Here is an 18,110-nt window from a genome sequence, read left to right as displayed (position 1 = left end):
CGTATCTAAACAAACCTGACGCAATAAAGATAGCGCCGGCTGTATTGACGATTGGTTAATGTTTCCTGTGGTTCAATCTCGACAATCTTATGTCGCGGATTACGATCATGACACAGCTTACAGATAATACCTGGTACACTTCAGATTACATCTCTCCTTTACAATTATTTATTCGTCTGACGCGCGGGCAATTACAGCCAGGAAAATTCTGGCGTAAAGCCAGCTTTCGTCGCAAGTTTTTAATCCGCTCATTAGTCATGCCGCGTGCGACCAGCCAATTACTGACCAATCTCACCCAATGGCCGGAGTTAAATACGTTACTTGCTCGTCAGCCGCGTTTGCCTATTCGGCTACATCGTCCTTATATGGCTGTAAATATTAAACGCGATTTCGCCTTAGATGCGCTGTGTTTTCATTATCAACAGATGCGCCAACTTTTATCGCGGGAACAACAAGTTAGCTATTTAAGTCAGTATGGCCTGAATCTTGCTAAATTTGAAACTAAAACCGGCGAGTTGTTTCAACTTGATTTAGTCAGTCTGGTCTCACTGGATAAAGAAGGTGAAAGCACTATTGTTGTTCGCGACGCACAGTTACGTATTCTGGCAGAGATCACATTTACCCTGTGTCGCTTTAACCAACAACGCACACTATTTATCGGCGGATTACAGGGCGCGGCAAACGACGTCCCTCACGAAATTATCCAGCAGGCGACCAAAGCCTGCCATGGTCTTTTTCCCAAACGCATCGTGATGGAGGCTCTCTGTCAGTTTGCGCAAGTCTTTCAGGCAGAAAAGATTATAGCCGTGAGTAACGATGCGCACGTTTACCGTAGCTGGCGATACATGGATAAAAAGACGCAAATGCATGCCGACTATGACGCGTTTTGGGAATCGTTAGGCGGTGAAAGAATTAAAGGAAATTACTATGCGCTGCCGCTGGCGATCGCCCGAAAAAGCGAAGCGGAGATCGCCAGTAAAAAACGGGCCGAGTATCGCCGCCGCTATGCGTTACTCGATAGCGTCGTCGAACAGGTTCCGGCCACATTCAAACGTTAATCCGCCCGGCCCCGCGCCAGCCAAACCACGCGCGAGAACATCTTTCTGAACAGCGGCGGCACGGCGTCAATTCCCCGCCGCCCGGCTTCCATCGCGACTTCAATCGCCAAATCCGGCTTTGACGAGCGGTGGATAGCTTTAGTGATAATTTTCCGGGTATTCATCGGCACATTAGGCGGAAGCTGCGCAACCCGGTGAAAAACATCGGCAAAGCCCTGACGATACATAAAATGTTCCATATCCAGCGCAGGCAGCGCCGTGAGATGTTCGCGTTCTTCTTCCCGATCGTTATTAAGCAGACTGCGGACCGTCGCGGCATATTTTTTCCCCGCTTCGTCGCCATCCACCAGGACATGCCACTCGATTCCCATACGGCGGGCGAACTTCACCAGCGGTTTCAGGCCAGACTGAGCAAACTCAATGACTTTAATGCCCTCCGCATCAAAATGATGTCCACACTGACGCGCCAGCTCATTAATAACCCAGGTTTCCGTCTCGCCTTCCACCAGTAGCCAGCAACGCGCAAACAGCGATGACGCGCGATTAAAGCGGATATGAAAGGCGATGCGCCGTCCATCTTCCGCGCTTAACCCGCCCGGGCCCAGACGCCAGGCGGCGACGCGGGAAGATTCGCGCACCAGCCGTACGACATGCTCCACCGGCGTTAGCGAGAGCAATTCGCCTGAGTTGGTTGTCGCTATCCGCTGTAGCGGTAACAGATTGAGCAATTGCCAGGCGACTGAAAGCATAATGGGATGTAAACGGGTTTCCGGATCTTCCACCAGCAGTAATGGTCGTGCGTCTTTATGTAACCGCAGCGTCCCTTTCGCCTGTAACAGCGTGGAGAAAAGCCCCAGCAGGATCACCCGATGCGACCGGCTGCCCGGTTTGTCGATCATCCGATTAATAATATCCAGATAGCGCCAGCTACGCTGCTCATTTTGCGAACGTCGGCGCATGAGTCGGTGACGCGCCTGTCCTGCGCCCTGCTCTGAGAAATAGTGTTCAAGCAGTTGCACCATCGCGGACAGTCCCTGACGAATCTGCCCGTCGGTTAAATTTTGCGGCCGGGTCGCCAGCTCACGCGCCAGAAAATCCAGTTGCCGGGCCGTGACTTCAACATCCGGCACATTGGGCACCGTACCGTTGCGAATACGTCGCATAAAGCGCGCATCGCGCAAACGTAGCACTGGCATCAGACGAACCAGGTGGCGCACCTGATCGTTAATATTTTCCACCAGTAATGGCTGCCCATCGCTATTGAGAAAACTGCGCAGCGTCATCACGCTGCCATCGGCGCCGCATTCGCCCTCTAGCCGATAAAAAATACGGTGAAAATCATCCTCGCAAAGCGACCAGCATGCTTCCAGCGCTCTATAACGACGTACCCGATGCCGCCCTGGCTGCGTTTCGCGAAAAGTCAGAATAATATGCAGGTGATGCTCGCGTCCTTTTATGTCGCCAGGCGGAAACCAGAAATCCTCACGGACAAAATGGTAGAGATCGAGTTCTGGCGACAATAACAGAGTCAGCGCATCCAGCAGGCTGGATTTGCCCCAGGCGTTTTCCCCAATCAGCACGTTGTTTTGCTCCAGCATCAACGACAGTCGGTTGATACCGCGAAATCCTACTATTTCAACGCGTTCGAGAATCATGCTTCCTCCAGAAAAACGTCATCACTCCATAAAATTCACCGCAGTATAACGGCAAATGCGTCCGCCTGGCGTGATATTCCCCCCCTTTGCCTGGGGCAACTGTCTGATAAATGTACGGCTGACGGTGTCGCTTTACTGATAGTCTGGAATTCGGTAGTGTCATGTACGCTATTCAAACAATAAAAAAGGGCCCGGCTGTTCATGTTTTCAGGACTTTTAATCATTCTGGTTCCACTGATTGTGGGCTATCTCATTCCACTGCGACATAAAGCCGCATTACAACTTATTAACCGGCTACTGAGCTGGATCGTGTACCTTATTCTCTTTTTTATGGGAATAAGCCTGGCGTTTTTGGATAACCTCGCCAGTAATCTGGTGGCGATTTTTCATTATTCCGCCGTCAGTATTACGATTATTTTATTGTGTAATATCGCCGCCTTATTGTGGCTGGAACGTATCCTCCCGTGGCGTCACCATCATCAGCAGGAAAAACTGCCTTCACGTATTGCCATGGCGCTGGAGTCGCTGCAACTGTGCGGCGTAGTGGTATTGGGGTTTGTCATCGGCCTGAGCGGACTCTCTGTTTTACAGCACGCCACCGAAGCCAGTGAATATACGCTGATCTTTTTATTGTTCCTGGTGGGGATTCAGCTACGAAATAGCGGCATGACCTTAAAGCAAATTGTGCTTAACCGCCGGGGAATGATGGTCGCGGTCGTTGTCGTGGCAAGCTCATTACTGGGCGGCGTGATTAATGCGTTTATCCTGGACTTACCGCTAAAAACCGCCCTGGCGATGGCGTCAGGTTTCGGCTGGTACTCTCTTTCCGGTATTTTGCTGACGGAGTCGTTTGGACCGGTTATCGGCAGCGCGGCATTTTTTAACGATCTGGCCCGCGAGCTCTTAGCCATTATGCTTATTCCCGGTCTGGTTCGCCGCAGCCGTTCAACGGCGTTGGGCCTGTGCGGAGCGACTTCAATGGACTTTACGTTGCCGGTATTACAGCGCTCCGGCGGCGTAGAGATTGTTCCGGCGGCTATCGTACATGGCTTTATCCTCAGCCTGCTGGTCCCCCTCTTAATGGCGTTCTTCTCGGCCTGATACCTCTTTGGCGGTAGGCATCTGCCGCCAAAATTGCGCTAAATCAATCTCCCTGCACATTATGGCAGAAATCCCTTTTATCCCTTTGTTCACAGGCATAACCTTAAACATGTATATTAAATATAACTTTAAAAGGTGTGACCATGTTTTGTGTGCAATGTGAACAAACCATCCGTACACCAGCCGGAAACGGCTGCTCCTACGCGCAGGGAATGTGCGGTAAAACAGCTGAAACGTCCGATCTGCAGGATCTGCTGATTGCGGCTTTGCAAGGTTTGTCTGCCTGGGCGGTGAAGGCCCGTGAATATGGCATCATTAATCACGACGTTGATAACTTTGCGCCGCGCGCGTTTTTCTCCACGCTGACCAACGTTAACTTCGACTCTCCGCGTATCGTCGGCTACGCCCGTGAAGCGATTGCCTTGCGTGAAGCGTTGAAAGCGCAGTGCCTGAGCGTGGATGCCAATGCGCATTGCGACAATCCGATGGCCGATCTGCAACTGGTTAGCGACGATCTGGGCGAACTGCAACGTCAGGCGGCGGAATTTACCCCGAATAAAGACAAAGCCGCCATTGGCGAGAACATCCTCGGCCTGCGTCTGCTGTGCCTGTACGGTCTGAAAGGCGCGGCGGCGTATATGGAACACGCGCACGTTCTCGGTCAATACGACAACGACATTTACGCGCAGTACCACAAAATCATGGCCTGGCTGGGCACCTGGCCTGCTGACATGAACGCGCTGCTGGAGTGCGCAATGGAAATCGGCCAGATGAACTTCAAAGTGATGAGCATTCTGGATGCCGGTGAAACCACCAAATACGGTCACCCAACGCCGACTCAGGTCAACGTCAAAGCGACTGAAGGCAAGTGCATTCTGATCTCCGGTCACGATCTGAAAGATCTCTACAACCTGCTGGAGCAGACCGAAGGCACCGGCGTTAACGTCTACACTCACGGTGAAATGCTGCCCGCACATGGCTATCCGGAACTGCGTAAATTCAAGCATCTGGTCGGTAACTACGGCAGCGGCTGGCAGAATCAGCAGGTCGAATTCGCCCGCTTCCCTGGCCCAATCGTGATGACCTCTAACTGCATTATCGACCCGACCGTAGGCAGCTATGACGACCGTATCTGGACCCGTAGCATCGTCGGCTGGCCGGGCGTTAGCCATCTTGAAGGCGATGACTTCGGGCCGGTCATTGCCCAGGCGCAGCAAATGGCGGGCTTCCCGTATAGCGAAATTCCGCATCTCATCACCGTCGGTTTTGGCCGTCAGACCCTGCTCGGCACTGCCGATACGCTCATCGATCTGGTCAGCCGTGAAAAACTGCGCCACATCTTCCTGGTCGGCGGCTGTGACGGCGCGCGCGGCGAGCGTAACTACTTTACCGATTTCGCCACCAGCGTACCGGATGACTGCCTGATCCTGACCCTGGCGTGCGGTAAATACCGTTTCAACAAACTGGAGTTCGGCGACATCGAAGGGCTGCCGCGTCTGGTCGATGCCGGTCAGTGTAATGATGCTTACTCCGCGATTATCCTGGCGGTGACGCTGGCGGAAAAACTGGGCTGCGGCGTCAACGATCTGCCGCTATCGCTGGTGCTCTCCTGGTTTGAGCAGAAAGCGATCGTGATTCTGCTGACGCTGCTGTCATTAGGCGTGAAAAATATTGTCACCGGGCCGACCGCGCCGGGCTTCTTCACGCCGGATCTGCTGGCTATCCTCAACGAGAAGTTCGGCCTGCGCTCCGTGACCACCGTTGAAGAAGACATGAAGCAATTGCTGAGCGCGTAAGGAGGTCAATGATGACGATGCCAACCTCACAATGTCCCTGGCAAATGCAGGTGCATCACATCCGTCAGGAGACGCCGGATGTATGGACAATTGCGCTATTATGCCATGACTACTACCCTTATCGCGCCGGGCAGTATGCGCTGGTGAGCGTGCGTAATTCAGCGGAAACGCTGCGCGCCTACACCCTTTCGTCTACGCCGGGCGTCAGTGAATATATTACGCTGACCGTTCGTCGGATTGAAGATGGCACGGGTTCACAGTGGTTGACCCATGACATCAAGCGCGGCGATTACATCTGGCTGTCTGATGCAATGGGCGATTTTACCTGTGACGATAAAACAGAAGATAAATTTCTGCTGCTCGCCGCCGGTTGTGGCGTAACGCCAATCATGTCGATGCGTCGCTGGCTGGCGAAATACCGCCCGCAGGCCGACGTGCAGGTCATCTTTAACGTCCGTTCGCCGGATGATGTGATTTTTGCCGACGAGTGGCGACAGTATCCGGTCACGCTAGTGGCGGAAAATCATGCCACGGAAGGTTTTGTCGCGGGCCGTCTGACCACGGAATTATTACAGCGCGTACCGGATTTGGCATCGCGCACCATCATGACCTGCGGCCCGGCGCCCTATATGGATTTCGTCGAACAGGGAGTGAAAGCGCTTGGCGTAACGCGCTTCTTTAAAGAGAAGTTCTTCACGCCGGTGGCGGAAACGGCAACCAGCGGCCTGAAATTCACCAAGCTACAGCCAGCGCAGGAATTTTATGCCCCGATCGGTACGACGCTGCTGGAGGCGCTGGAGAGTAATAAAGTACCGGTTGCCGCTGCCTGTCGGGCAGGTGTTTGCGGCTGCTGTAAAACCAAAGTCGTTTCCGGCGACTATACGGTGAGTAGCACCATGACGCTGAGCGAGGCGGAGATTGCCGAAGGTTACGTACTGGCCTGCTCCTGCCATCCGCAGGGCGATCTTGTTCTCGCATAATCGGTAAACGTTCCATCATAGGCCCGGTAAGCGTCAGCGCTACCGGGCGATTTGCCGCTCGCTTCATCCTTTCGCCCCTCTCTTCGCCAAAGAAAAAACGTCATCGTCATCTTCAACTAAACTTGTAACCGTTATCACATTTAAGGAGATGGAGAACCATGAAACAAACCGTTGCTGCTTTTATCGCCAAAACGCTGGAACAGGCTGGCGTAAAACAAATCTGGGGCGTCACTGGCGACTCCCTGAACGGCCTGAGCGATAGTCTTAATCGTATGGGAACCATTGAATGGATGCCAACCCGTCACGAAGAGGTCGCCGCTTTCGCCGCCGGCGCACAAGCGCAGCTTACCGGCGAGCTGGCAGTGTGCGCCGGTTCATGTGGACCGGGCAACCTGCACCTGATCAATGGCCTGTTTGATTGCCACCGTAACCACGTCCCTGTTCTGGCGATCGCCGCCCATATTCCGTCCAGTGAAATCGGCAGCGGTTATTTCCAGGAGACCCACCCGCAGGAGTTGTTCCGTGAATGCAGCCACTATTGCGAGTTGGTTTCCAGCCCGGAGCAGATCCCGCAGGTACTCGCCATCGCCATGCGCAAAGCGGTGCTAAACCGCGGCGTCTCCGTGGTCGTACTTCCGGGTGACGTGGCGCTGAAACCTGCGCCTGAAAACGCCGTCACCCATTGGTACCATGCCCCGCACCCCGTCGTTACGCCGGCGGAGGAAGAGCTGAAAAAACTGGCGCAACTGCTGCGCTACTCCAGCAATATCGCATTGATGTGCGGTAGCGGCTGCGCGGGCGCGCATGAGGAGTTGGTCGCGTTGGCGGCAAAACTAAAAGCGCCAATCGTTCATGCCCTGCGCGGCAAAGAGCACGTTGAGTACGATAACCCTTATGATGTGGGAATGACCGGCCTGATTGGCTTCTCTTCTGGCTTCCACACCATGATGAACGCCGATACGCTGATCCTGCTCGGCACCCAGTTCCCCTACCGCGCCTTTTATCCGAGCGATGCCAAAATCATTCAGATTGACATCAACCCGGGCAGTATTGGCGCGCACAGCAAAGTCGACATGGCGCTGGTGGGCGATATTAAAGCCACGCTTCGCGCCCTGCTGCCGCTGGTGGAAGAAAAAAGCAATCGTAAATTCCTCGATAAAGCTCTGGAGCACTATCGGGACGCCCGTAAGGGACTTGATGACTTAGCCAAACTCAGCGACAAAGCCATCCATCCACAATATCTGGCGCAACAAATTAGCCATTTCGCCGCTGACGACGCTATTTTTACCTGCGATGTCGGCACGCCGACCGTCTGGGCGGCCCGCTATCTAAAAATGAACGGCAAGCGCCGCCTGCTGGGTTCGTTTAACCACGGGTCAATGGCCAACGCCATGCCGCAGGCGCTCGGCGCTCAGGCCACCGCGCCGGGTCGGCAGGTTATCGCGATGTGCGGTGATGGCGGCTTCAGTATGCTGATGGGCGATTTTCTCTCGGTGGTACAGATGAAGCTGCCGATAAAAATCGTCGTCTTTAATAACAGCGTGCTGGGCTTTGTGGCGATGGAAATGAAAGCCGGCGGCTACCTTACCGACGGTACCGAACTGCACGACACCAATTTCGCGCGTATCGCCGAAGCCTGCGGCATTACCGGTATTCGCGTGGAAAAAGCCGCAGACGTGGACGGTGCGCTACAGCGCGCGTTTTCCATTGACGGCCCGGTACTGGTTGACGTGGTCGTGGCAAAAGAAGAGCTGGCGATCCCGCCGCAGATCAAACTGGAACAAGCGAAAGGCTTTAGCCTGTACATGCTACGCGCCATTATTAGCGGCCGCGGCGATGAAGTGATCGAACTGGCGAAAACGAACTGGCTAAGGTAAAACAGTGCACATCACCTTTTAAAATCCAGGGATGTGCCATGATTGATTTACGCAGTGATACCGTTACCCGACCGGGTCGCGCCATGCTCGAGGCGATGATGACCGCCCCGATCGGGGACGACGTATACGGCGATGACCCTACTGTTAACGCCCTTCAGCGCTACGCCGCCGACCTTTCCGGTAAAGAAGCGGCGCTTTTTTTACCCACCGGCACCCAGGCCAATCTGGTCGCGCTGCTTAGCCATTGTGAACGCGGCGAAGAGTATATCGTCGGTCAGGGCGCGCATAATTATCTCTATGAAGCTGGCGGCGCGGCGGTGCTCGGCAGCATTCAGCCGCAGCCCATCGACGCCGCCGCGGACGGTACGCTGCCGCTGGAGAACGTGGCGGCGAAGATTAAAGCGGATGACATCCACTTCGCGCGTACGCGCTTGCTCAGTCTGGAAAATACGCATAACGGGAAAGTGCTGCCGCGCGCGTATCTGAAAGACGCCTGGACGTTTACCCGCGAACGTGGGCTGGCGCTGCACGTTGACGGCGCCCGAATTTTTAACGCGGTGGTTGCCTACGGCTGTGAGTTAAAAGAGATTACGCAGTATTGCGACTCTTTTACCATCTGCCTGTCAAAAGGTCTCGGAACGCCGGTCGGTTCGCTGCTGGTCGGTAACCGCGACTACATTAAACGCGCGACACGCTGGCGTAAAATGGTCGGCGGCGGAATGCGTCAGGCCGGGATTCTGGCAGCGGCCGGACTGTATGCGCTGAAGCATAACGTGGCGCGTCTGCAAGAGGATCATGATAACGCCGCCTGGCTGGCGCAGCAGCTTCGCGAAGCGGGCGCGGAGGTCATGCGCCACGAAACGAATATGCTGTTTGTTCGCGTTGGCGAAGCACAGGCCGCCGCGCTTGGCGACTATTTGCGGGAACGGAATATCCTGATTAACGCCGCGCCGATTGTGCGTCTGGTGACGCATCTGGATGTCTCTCGCGAACAGCTTACCGACGTCGTCGCCCACTGGCGCGCCTTTTTAGCCCGCTAAGGAGAGCAACGTGGCGCAACGCATTCTGGTTCTCGGCGCCAGCGGCTATATCGGCCAGCACCTGGTCTTTGCGCTAAGTCAGCAAGGGCATCATGTGCGAGCGGCGGCGCGACGCATCGAACGTCTGGAAAAACAGCGCCTCGCCAACGTCAGTTGTCATAAGGTCGATCTGCACTGGCCGGAAAATTTACCCGCGCTGCTTCGCGACATTGATACCGTTTACTATCTGGTACACGGCATGGGCGAAGGCGGCGATTTTATCGCCCATGAGCGTCAGGCGGCGCTCAACGTGCGCGACGCGCTGCGCCAGACGCCGGTTAAACAACTTATTTTCCTCAGTTCATTGCAGGCGCCGGCACATGAGCAATCCGATCACCTGCGCGCCCGCCAGCTTACGGCTGACACGCTGCGCGACGCAGGCGTACCGGTGACGGAATTACGCGCCGGGATCATCGTCGGCGCAGGCTCCGCCGCCTTCGAAGTCATGCGTGACATGGTTTACAACCTGCCAATACTCACGCCGCCGCGCTGGGTGCGTTCGCGCACCACGCCCATCGCTCTGGAAAATTTACTCTACTACCTGGTCGGCTTGCTGGACCACCCTGCGCACGAGCATCGTATTCTGGAAGCCGCCGGGCCGCAGGTATTAAGCTATCAGCAGCAGTTTGAACGTTTTATGGCCGTCAGCGGTAAACGGCGTCCGCTGATCCCGGTGCCTTTTCCGACCCGCTGGATTTCGGTCTGGTTTTTAAACGTTATTACCTCCGTGCCGCCGACTACCGCAAAAGCCTTAATCCAGGGGTTAAGGCACGATTTGCTGGCCGATGACGCCGCGTTAAAAAAGTTGATCCCCCAAACGCTTATCACCTTTGACGACGCCGTTCGCCGCACGCTGAAAGAAGAAGAAAAACTGGTGAACTCCAGCGACTGGGGCTACGACGCGCTGGCCTTCGCCCGCTGGCGTCCCGAATACGGCTATTTTCCAAAGCAGGCGGGCTTTACCGCGCAGACCCCGGCCAGCCTATCGGCGCTCTGGCAGGTCGTAAATCGGCTGGGTGGCAAAGAGGGCTATTTTTTCGGCAATATTTTGTGGCAGACGCGCGCCGCGATGGACCGTCTGGTGGGGCATAAACTGGCGAAAGGCCGCCCGTCGCATACCTTGCTCAAGCCTGGCGATACGGTAGATAGCTGGAAAGTGATCATTGTCGAACCAGAAAAACAGCTCACGCTCTTGTTTGGCATGAAAGCGCCGGGCCTGGGGCGGCTTAGCTTCACGCTGCACGATAAAGGCCGCTACCGCGAAATTGACGTGCGCGCCTGGTGGCATCCACACGGAATGCCGGGCCTGATTTACTGGCTACTGATGATCCCGGCGCACCTGTTTATTTTCCGGGGAATGGCAAGGCGTATTGCCCGACTTGCAGAACAAATCACAGAAAAATGAGAAAAAGTTGCTGTATTCTTGCGTGTTTCCCATTGCATACCGACGTAATTCACGGAAGAATGCGCACGACGGTTTATTAAACACAGTGGATTGATATGAAGGTACTGGTTACCGGCGCCACCAGCGGCTTAGGTCGAAACGCGGTTGAATTTTTGCGCAATAAAGGCATCAGCGTCAGAGCGACGGGTCGCAATGAAGCGATGGGCAAGCTGCTTGAAAAAATGGGCGCGGAATTCGTCCATGCGGATTTAACCGAACTGGTCTCCTCGCAGGCTAAAGTGATGCTCGCCGGGATCGACACGTTGTGGCACTGCTCCAGCTTTACCTCGCCCTGGGGAACCCAACAGGCTTTCGATCTGGCGAATGTTCGCGCCACCCGCCGTCTGGGAGAATGGGCGGTCGCCTGGGGCGTGCGCAATTTTATTCATATCTCCTCTCCCTCGCTCTATTTTGATTACCACCATCACCGTGATATCAAAGAAGATTTCCGCCCGCATCGGTTTGCCAATGAGTTCGCCCGCAGTAAAGCCGCCGGCGAAGAGGTGATTAATCTGTTGGCGCAGGCCAATCCGCAAACACGTTTTACGGTGTTGCGTCCGCAAAGCCTGTTTGGCCCGCACGATAAAGTATTTATCCCACGTCTGGCGCATATGATGCACCATTACGGTAGCGTCTTATTACCGCACGGGGGCAGCGCGCTGGTCGATATGACCTACTATGAAAATGCGATCCACGCCATGTGGCTGGCCAGCCAGCCGGGCTGCGATCATCTGCCTTCTGGCCGCGCTTATAACATCACTAACGGCGAAAACCGTACCTTACGCAGCATCGTACAAAAGTTAATTGATGAATTGACTATCGATTGCCGCATTCGCTCTGTGCCTTACCCGATGCTGGATATGATCGCCCGCAGTATGGAGCGCTTCGGCAAAAAATCCGCCAAAGAGCCCCCGCTAACGCATTACGGCGTGTCAAAACTGAATTTTGATTTTACGCTCGATACGACTCGCGCGCAGGAAGAGCTGGGCTACCAGCCCATCATCACGCTGGACGAAGGCATTGAGCGCACCGCCGCCTGGCTGCGCGATCACGGAAATTTACCGCGTTAATCCTGGCCGTACTTCTCCAGTAATGCTTCGGCAATCGCCTGCGTTTCGGCATCTGCGATACCGTTCCATTGCGCCGGACGGAAGTGCATCTGGAACGCCATAATCACCCGCTGCTGCTCGCGCGCCGTCATATCGGCTTTGACTTCATAGCCATAGCGCGAGAGTAACGCAAGCACCGTTGCGGTATCGACTGGCGTATACGGCGCGCGTCCAGCCAGATAAAACGCCACACGCTGGGCGTCAGGCCAGGCGCCAATCCCCTGTGCCGCCAGCTCGCGCCACGGGAAGCGCGGGCCGGGATCGTCTTTACGCTGCGGCGCGATATCCGCATGGGCCACCACATTCTGCGGTTTGATGTCATAGCGCGCGATAATGTCCTTCGCTAACGGAATCAATGCCTGAATTTGCGCGGATTCAAACGGCGCGAAAGATTTCACCCCGCCGGACATTCGCCAGCCGCGATTTTCCAGCTCAATGCCAATAGACGTATCATTGAGACGCGTGGCGCCTCGCCAGAAACTGACGCCCGCATGCCAGGCCTGATCCTGTTCCGGCACCAGTTGCCAGATGCGCGGTTTACCGCCATATAATGGCGGGGTTGCGGGAATCAGGTAATGCGAACTGACGTTGCGACCCGTTAACGTCGCCAGCGAAACGTCAAAGTTTTCCGCCGTATAGTGAATCACCAGGACTTTAATGCGCGGATAGGCCGCCTGCGCCCGATGTCGGGTATCAAGCTGATATCCCTCTTTATCGATAATTCCTTTTTCGCTCGCGCAGCCTGTTAACAGCAACGCGAGACCCACCAGCCACAGTAGCGCTTTCATCGGCGCGTTTTCACCGCCGTTCCGCTGACGCTGACCATTAGCATACTGCCATCCTTGCCGACAGTTTCGTAATCAATATCGATGCCTACCACCGCATCGGCACCCAACGCTTTAGCCTGCTCGCCAAGTTCCTGCAAAGCGATTTCACGCGCTTTACGCAGCTCTTTCTCATACGCGCCGGAACGTCCGCCGACGATATCCCGAATGCCGGCGAAAAAATCGCGGAAAATATTGGCGCCTAAAATGGCTTCGCCCGTTACCACACCGCAATACTCCACGATGCTTTGTCCTTCCAGCGTTGGGGTTGTTGAAAACTGCATAGTGAATCTCCCGGGTTAGCTAAGCACACGATCTCAAACGCATTATCAAGCTGATACGCTATCATTGAAAGGATATAATTGATTATCGTAGATCGGTTTTTGCTCGATCGCCTATAAGGAAATCATCATGCGCTATTCTAAACTCTCTTTGCTCATCCCGTGCGCGCTTCTGCTTAGCGCCTGTACGACCGTCACTCCCGCCTACAAAGATAATGGCCCGCGTATCGGCGCGTGTGTGGAAGGCGGCCCGGACAGCGTGGCTCAACAATTTTACGACTACCGTATTCAACACCACAGCAATGATATCGCCGCGCTTCGCCCCTACTTGAGTGATAACCTGGCGAAATTGTTGACCGACGCTAGCCGCGATACGGAGCACCGCCAGTTGATGAGCGGCGATCTGTTCTCCAGCCGCGCTACGCTGCCGGATAGCGCCAACGTCGCCAGCGCATCAACCATTCCGAACCGAGATGCGCGCAACATTCCTCTGCGGGTGGCGTTAAAACAGGGCGATCAAAGCTGGCAGGATGAAGTGCTTATGATTCACGAAGGCTCATGCTGGGTGATTGACGACGTTCGCTATCTGGGCGGAGATGTCCATGCCCCTGCCGTTACGCTGCGCCAGTCAATAGAAAACCGTTAACAGACAGTATTCCCCCGCTTTTGCACCCATAACCCCGTAAATTGTCTGGCATTCTGCCCGGGATGCCGACAATTCTTCTTACCTACTATTCCTCCTGCTATTTTGTGCTATGTTTAGGGAAGAATGTGGGATATATTTAACTTTTAACGCATAAATATTGCATAACTATTCTGCGAAAGGTACTATCTGCGGCTTCAATAGCTATCAGACTGCCTGTATACGAGTGTCAATGAGTATTCAATTAAACGGCATTAATTGCTTTTACGGCGCGCATCAGGCGCTGTTCGATATCACGCTGGATTGCCCCGAAGGCGAAACGCTGGTGTTGCTTGGCCCAAGCGGGGCGGGTAAAAGTTCGCTGCTGCGTGTACTCAATCTGCTTGAGATGCCGCGCTCCGGCACTCTGACTATCGCCGGGAACCATTTTGACTTTACGAAAACGCCGTCCGATAAGGCGATTCGTGAGCTACGTCAAAATGTCGGAATGGTCTTTCAGCAATATAATCTTTGGCCGCATCTCACCGTTGTGCAGAATCTGATTGAAGCGCCCTGCCGCGTACTGGGTCTGACAAAAGATCAGGCGCTGGCGCGCGCAGAAAAGCTGCTGGAGCGTCTACGTCTGAAGCCCTATAGCGATCGTTATCCGTTGCACCTTTCCGGCGGTCAGCAGCAGCGCGTCGCGATTGCCCGCGCGCTGATGATGGAGCCGCAGGTGCTGCTGTTTGATGAACCGACCGCCGCGCTGGACCCGGAAATTACCGCTCAAATCGTCAGCATTATTCATGAGCTGGCGGAAACGAACATTACTCAGGTGATCGTTACGCATGAAGTCGAAGTGGCGCGTAAGACCGCCAGTCGTGTGATTTATATGGAAAATGGTCACATCGTCGAGCACGGTGATGCGGGTTGCTTTGCCCACCCTCAGACCGAAGCGTTCAAAAACTATCTCTCTCACTAAGATTCGGGACAATGACAATGAAAAAAGTTCTGATTGCCGCGCTAATTGCAGGCTTTAGCCTTTCCGCTACAGCAGCCCAGACCATTCGTTTTGCGACCGAAGCGTCCTATCCGCCGTTCGAATCGATGGATGCTAATAACAAGATTGTCGGCTTTGACGTCGACCTGGCCAACGCGCTATGTAAAGAGATCGACGCCTCCTGTACCTTTACCAATCAGGCGTTCGACAGCCTGATCCCCAGCCTGAAATTCCGCCGCTTCGACGCTGTAATGGCGGGAATGGATATCACGCCGGAACGTGAAAAGCAGGTGCTGTTTACCACGCCATATTACGACAACTCCGCGCTGTTCGTGGGTCAGCAGGGCAAATACACCAGCGTTGATCAACTGAAAGGCAAGAAAGTCGGCGTACAGAACGGTACGACGCACCAGAAATTCATCATGGATAAGCATCCGGAAATCACCACCGTACCGTATGACAGCTATCAGAACGCGAAGCTGGATCTACAAAATGGCCGTATCGACGCTGTTTTCGGCGACACGGCGGTCGTGACCGAATGGCTGAAAGCCAATCCTAAGCTGGCGCCGGTCGGCGATAAAGTCACCGATAAAGATTATTTCGGCACCGGCCTGGGTATCGCGGTACGTCAGGGCAACACCGAGCTGCAGCAGAAATTCAATACTGCGCTGGAAAAAGTGAAGAAAGATGGGACTTACGAGACCATCTATAACAAATGGTTCCAGAAGTAATCTTTGATGAACGAATTTTTTCCTTTAGCAAGCGCCGCCGGGATGACCGTCGGCCTTGCCGTCTGCGCGCTGATCATTGGCCTCGCGTTAGCCATGTTCTTTGCCGTCTGGGAGTCCGTAAAATGGCGCCCGATTGCCTGGATAGGCTCCGCGCTGGTCACTATTTTGCGCGGCCTGCCGGAAATTCTGGTGGTGCTGTTTATCTATTTCGGCTCCTCGCAACTCCTGCTTACGCTGTCTGACGGGTTTACCCTCCATCTCGGCTTTACGCAGATCCCGGTGCAAATGGAGATTGAGAACTTTGACGTCAGTCCGTTCCTGTGCGGCGTGATTGCGTTGTCCCTGCTGTATGCGGCCTATGCGTCGCAGACGCTACGCGGCGCGCTGAAAGCCGTTCCGTCTGGTCAGTGGGAGTCGGGTCAGGCACTGGGATTATCAAAGACGGCGATTTTTTTCCGTCTGGTGATGCCGCAGATGTGGCGTCACGCCCTGCCAGGGCTGGGTAATCAGTGGCTGGTGTTGCTAAAAGATACGGCTCTGGTCAGCCTTATCAGCGTTAACGATCTGATGTTGCAGACCAAAAGTATTGCCACACGCACCCAGGAACCGTTTAACTGGTACATTATTGCGGCGGCTATTTACCTGGTCATTACGCTGATCAGTCAGTACATTCTCAAACGCATAGACCTGCGCGCGACACGTTTTGAGCGGAGGCCAGACTAATGCTTGAGTACTTACCTGAACTGCTAAAAGGGCTACACACCAGCCTGACGCTGACCGTGGCTTCTATTGCCGTCGCTTTGGTGCTGGCGTTAGTTTTTACCATTATCCTGACACTAAAAACGCCGTTCGTGGTGTGGCTGGTGCGCGGCTATATCACGTTGTTTACCGGTACGCCGTTGTTGGTGCAAATTTTCCTAATCTACTACGGACCCGGTCAATTCCCGACCCTGCAAGAGTATCCACTACTCTGGCATCTACTGTCTGAACCGTGGCTGTGCGCACTGATCGCGTTGTCGCTAAACAGCGCCGCTTACACGACGCAGCTATTTTATGGCGCGATTCGCGCGATTCCGGAAGGTCAGTGGCAGTCCTGTGGCGCGCTGGGGATGAGTAAGAAAGATACGCTGGCGATTTTGTTGCCCTATGCGTTTAAACGCGCCCTCTCCTCCTATTCTAATGAGGTGGTACTGGTCTTCAAAAGTACCTCGCTGGCCTATACCATCACCTTGATGGAAGTCATGGGGTACAGTCAGTTGCTCTATGGTCGTACCTACGATGTGGTGGTATTTGGCGCGGCAGGCGTAATTTACCTGGTCGTCAACGGTCTATTGACGCTGATGATGCGTTTGATTGAGCGTAAAGCCCTGGCGTTTGAGCGGCGCAATTAACCCGGCAGGATAAGGCATTCTCGCCGCCGTTCGACAATGGTCAGATGGCGCTGCGCTTATCAAGCCTACGATGCATAATTTTGAATAAATCTGACGGACAAGTGGTTAACCTGTCCGTCTTTTTTTATCCATTTTAAAATATTTAATCATTTTTATTGCATATAAATTCAATTAATGACATTGTAAATCTATGCCGCAGACACGGCGCATAATCATAAGATTACGGGAGTGACATCATGAAAAAATTAGTTCTGGCTGCATTACTCGCCTCTTTCGCCACTGGCAGCATCGCCGCTGAAAAAATCAATTTCGGGGTTTCCGCCACCTATCCCCCGTTTGAATCCCTGGATGCGAGTAATAAAATTGTGGGCTTCGATATCGATCTGGCAACCGCATTATGCAAGCAAATGCAGGCAGAATGTACTTTTACCAATCATGCTTTCGATAGTCTTATCCCGGCGCTGAAATTCAGAAAATATGATGCCGTCATTTCCGGAATGGACATTACCCCGGAGCGCAGTAAGCAGGTCGCCTTTAGCAATCCCTATTATGCGAACTCCGCGCTGGTGATTGCCAAAAAAGACACCTATAAAACCTTTACCGATCTAAAAGGTAAGCGTATCGGTATGGAAAATGGCACCACGCATCAAAAATATCTCCAGGATAAACATCCGGAGGTCAAAACCGTGGCCTACGACAGCTACCAGAATGCGATTATCGACCTGAAAAATGGCCGTATTGACGGTGTCTTTGGCGATACCGCAGTGGTCAATGAGTGGCTGAAAACGAATCCGCAACTGGGCCCGGCAACAGAGAAAGTGACCGATCCGCAATACTTCGGTACCGGACTTGGCATCGCGGTGCGCCCGGACAATAAGGCGTTGCTGGAAAAACTGAATAATGCGCTGGCCGCCATTAAAGCAGACGGCACTTATCAGAAAATTAGCGATCAGTGGTTCCCGCAGTAAGACGTATGTGATTAGCCCACCGTGTTGCAAAATGGCAGTATAAATACCTTATTCAGCCCACGGGCCGCCATCGGAAACTATCCTGGCCTGATAAGCGCAGCGCCATTGAGCATTCTACAGTTTCAAACGCCTGCATCAACAGGCGATTCGGACTAATACTTGCCGGGTGACGCTAACGCGCACCCGGCTTACAA

Annotated in this window: 17 protein-coding genes; 14 read left to right on the top strand and 3 right to left on the bottom strand. The window is 54.1% G+C overall.

Features of this window, described 5'->3' with window-relative positions; all coding sequences use genetic code 11:
- Positions 1 to 107: 107 nt before the first annotated feature.
- A complete protein-coding gene (locus N7E69_RS16735; RefSeq protein WP_001537300.1) occupies positions 108 to 1,058 on the top strand; it encodes a VirK/YbjX family protein in 951 nt (316 codons plus the stop codon).
- Here N7E69_RS16735 and N7E69_RS16730 read toward each other — a convergent pair.
- Positions 1,055 to 2,713, bottom strand: a complete 1,659-nt coding sequence (locus N7E69_RS16730) for an ATP-dependent endonuclease (RefSeq protein ID WP_000599761.1) — start codon at positions 2,711 to 2,713, stop codon at positions 1,055 to 1,057. The two genes, N7E69_RS16735 and N7E69_RS16730, sit on opposite strands and share 4 nt — an antisense overlap.
- Before the next feature lie 201 nt (positions 2,714 to 2,914).
- On the opposite strand from N7E69_RS16730, the gene N7E69_RS16725 reads away from it, so the two are divergent.
- From N7E69_RS16725 to N7E69_RS16695, 7 genes are all read left to right on the top strand, one after another.
- Positions 2,915 to 3,814 (top strand): lysine exporter LysO family protein, encoded by a 900-nt coding sequence (locus N7E69_RS16725; RefSeq protein ID WP_000491118.1) that lies wholly within the window; start codon positions 2,915 to 2,917, stop codon positions 3,812 to 3,814.
- Positions 3,815 to 3,957: 143 nt separating this feature from the next.
- Positions 3,958 to 5,610, top strand: coding sequence for a hydroxylamine reductase (gene hcp / locus N7E69_RS16720; protein ID WP_000458788.1), 1,653 nt, complete (start codon positions 3,958 to 3,960; stop codon positions 5,608 to 5,610).
- 11 nt (positions 5,611 to 5,621) lie between these two features.
- Entirely contained in the window at positions 5,622 to 6,590 is a 969-nt protein-coding gene (hcr, locus tag N7E69_RS16715; RefSeq protein WP_001675420.1) for an NADH oxidoreductase, read from the top strand.
- A 158-nt stretch (positions 6,591 to 6,748) separates the two neighbouring features.
- A complete protein-coding gene (gene poxB, locus N7E69_RS16710; RefSeq protein WP_000815309.1) occupies positions 6,749 to 8,467 on the top strand; it encodes a ubiquinone-dependent pyruvate dehydrogenase in 1,719 nt (572 codons plus the stop codon).
- A gap of 38 nt (positions 8,468 to 8,505) precedes the next feature.
- The gene (gene ltaE, locus N7E69_RS16705; RefSeq protein ID WP_000566338.1) at positions 8,506 to 9,507 is read left to right on the top strand and encodes a low-specificity L-threonine aldolase; all 1,002 of its coding nucleotides are present in this window, start codon (positions 8,506 to 8,508) and stop codon (positions 9,505 to 9,507) included.
- Between the two features lie 10 nt (positions 9,508 to 9,517).
- Positions 9,518 to 10,951 (top strand): SDR family oxidoreductase, encoded by a 1,434-nt coding sequence (locus tag N7E69_RS16700; protein ID WP_000068996.1) that lies wholly within the window; start codon positions 9,518 to 9,520, stop codon positions 10,949 to 10,951.
- A 95-nt stretch (positions 10,952 to 11,046) separates the two neighbouring features.
- A complete protein-coding gene (locus N7E69_RS16695; RefSeq protein ID WP_000866905.1) occupies positions 11,047 to 12,060 on the top strand; it encodes an NAD-dependent epimerase/dehydratase family protein in 1,014 nt (337 codons plus the stop codon).
- Here N7E69_RS16695 and N7E69_RS16690 read toward each other — a convergent pair.
- Complete coding sequence (locus tag N7E69_RS16690; RefSeq protein ID WP_000645850.1) at positions 12,057 to 12,887, bottom strand: N-acetylmuramoyl-L-alanine amidase; 831 nt, start codon at positions 12,885 to 12,887, stop codon at positions 12,057 to 12,059. The genes N7E69_RS16695 and N7E69_RS16690 overlap by 4 nt on opposite strands.
- On the bottom strand, positions 12,884 to 13,207 hold the full coding sequence (locus N7E69_RS16685) for a heavy metal-binding domain-containing protein (RefSeq protein ID WP_001160727.1): 324 nt from the start codon (positions 13,205 to 13,207) through the stop codon (positions 12,884 to 12,886). Before N7E69_RS16685 ends, N7E69_RS16690 begins: the two co-directional genes overlap by 4 nt.
- Positions 13,208 to 13,334: 127 nt before the next feature.
- Between N7E69_RS16685 and N7E69_RS16680 the strand changes: the two genes are divergently transcribed.
- The 6 genes from N7E69_RS16680 to artJ all read left to right on the top strand — a co-directional run bounded on the left by N7E69_RS16680 (position 13,335) and on the right by artJ (position 17,916).
- The gene (locus tag N7E69_RS16680) at positions 13,335 to 13,850 is read left to right on the top strand and encodes a lipoprotein (RefSeq protein WP_001270725.1); all 516 of its coding nucleotides are present in this window, start codon (positions 13,335 to 13,337) and stop codon (positions 13,848 to 13,850) included.
- A gap of 229 nt (positions 13,851 to 14,079) precedes the next feature.
- Positions 14,080 to 14,808 (top strand): arginine ABC transporter ATP-binding protein ArtP, encoded by a 729-nt coding sequence (artP, locus tag N7E69_RS16675; RefSeq protein ID WP_000027186.1) that lies wholly within the window; start codon positions 14,080 to 14,082, stop codon positions 14,806 to 14,808.
- A 17-nt stretch (positions 14,809 to 14,825) separates the two neighbouring features.
- A complete protein-coding gene (gene artI / locus N7E69_RS16670; RefSeq protein ID WP_000756586.1) occupies positions 14,826 to 15,557 on the top strand; it encodes an arginine ABC transporter substrate-binding protein ArtI in 732 nt (243 codons plus the stop codon).
- 6 nt (positions 15,558 to 15,563) lie between these two features.
- Positions 15,564 to 16,280, top strand: a complete 717-nt coding sequence (gene artQ, locus N7E69_RS16665) for an arginine ABC transporter permease ArtQ (RefSeq protein WP_001001677.1) — start codon at positions 15,564 to 15,566, stop codon at positions 16,278 to 16,280.
- A complete protein-coding gene (gene artM / locus N7E69_RS16660) occupies positions 16,280 to 16,948 on the top strand; it encodes an arginine ABC transporter permease ArtM (RefSeq protein ID WP_000895396.1) in 669 nt (222 codons plus the stop codon). The genes artQ and artM overlap by 1 nt, the downstream gene beginning before the upstream one ends.
- A 236-nt stretch (positions 16,949 to 17,184) precedes the next feature.
- A complete protein-coding gene (gene artJ / locus N7E69_RS16655) occupies positions 17,185 to 17,916 on the top strand; it encodes an arginine ABC transporter substrate-binding protein ArtJ (RefSeq protein ID WP_000737538.1) in 732 nt (243 codons plus the stop codon).
- The last annotated feature ends 194 nt before the right edge of the window (positions 17,917 to 18,110 follow it).

It is taken from the genome of Salmonella sp. 3C (assembly GCF_025426275.1).
Lineage (GTDB): Bacteria > Pseudomonadota > Gammaproteobacteria > Enterobacterales > Enterobacteriaceae > Salmonella > Salmonella enterica.
Note: the sequence above shows the minus strand (reverse complement) of the source record. Positions and strands in the feature narration are given on the sequence as shown.

Excerpts from the sequence above, each read along its gene's own strand:
- N7E69_RS16735 (WP_001537300.1), top strand. The coding sequence starts at position 108 with ATGACACAGCTTACAGATAATACCTGGTACACTTCAGATTACATCTCT.
- N7E69_RS16730 (WP_000599761.1), bottom strand. The coding sequence starts at position 2,713 with ATGATTCTCGAACGCGTTGAAATAGTAGGATTTCGCGGTATCAACCGA.
- N7E69_RS16725 (WP_000491118.1), top strand. The coding sequence starts at position 2,915 with ATGTTTTCAGGACTTTTAATCATTCTGGTTCCACTGATTGTGGGCTAT.
- hcp (WP_000458788.1), top strand. The coding sequence starts at position 3,958 with ATGTTTTGTGTGCAATGTGAACAAACCATCCGTACACCAGCCGGAAAC.
- hcr (WP_001675420.1), top strand. The coding sequence starts at position 5,622 with ATGACGATGCCAACCTCACAATGTCCCTGGCAAATGCAGGTGCATCAC.
- poxB (WP_000815309.1), top strand. The coding sequence starts at position 6,749 with ATGAAACAAACCGTTGCTGCTTTTATCGCCAAAACGCTGGAACAGGCT.
- ltaE (WP_000566338.1), top strand. The coding sequence starts at position 8,506 with ATGATTGATTTACGCAGTGATACCGTTACCCGACCGGGTCGCGCCATG.
- N7E69_RS16695 (WP_000866905.1), top strand. The coding sequence starts at position 11,047 with ATGAAGGTACTGGTTACCGGCGCCACCAGCGGCTTAGGTCGAAACGCG.
- N7E69_RS16690 (WP_000645850.1), bottom strand. The coding sequence starts at position 12,887 with ATGAAAGCGCTACTGTGGCTGGTGGGTCTCGCGTTGCTGTTAACAGGC.
- N7E69_RS16685 (WP_001160727.1), bottom strand. The coding sequence starts at position 13,207 with ATGCAGTTTTCAACAACCCCAACGCTGGAAGGACAAAGCATCGTGGAG.
- N7E69_RS16680 (WP_001270725.1), top strand. The coding sequence starts at position 13,335 with ATGCGCTATTCTAAACTCTCTTTGCTCATCCCGTGCGCGCTTCTGCTT.
- artP (WP_000027186.1), top strand. The coding sequence starts at position 14,080 with ATGAGTATTCAATTAAACGGCATTAATTGCTTTTACGGCGCGCATCAG.
- artI (WP_000756586.1), top strand. The coding sequence starts at position 14,826 with ATGAAAAAAGTTCTGATTGCCGCGCTAATTGCAGGCTTTAGCCTTTCC.
- artQ (WP_001001677.1), top strand. The coding sequence starts at position 15,564 with ATGAACGAATTTTTTCCTTTAGCAAGCGCCGCCGGGATGACCGTCGGC.
- artM (WP_000895396.1), top strand. The coding sequence starts at position 16,280 with ATGCTTGAGTACTTACCTGAACTGCTAAAAGGGCTACACACCAGCCTG.
- artJ (WP_000737538.1), top strand. The coding sequence starts at position 17,185 with ATGAAAAAATTAGTTCTGGCTGCATTACTCGCCTCTTTCGCCACTGGC.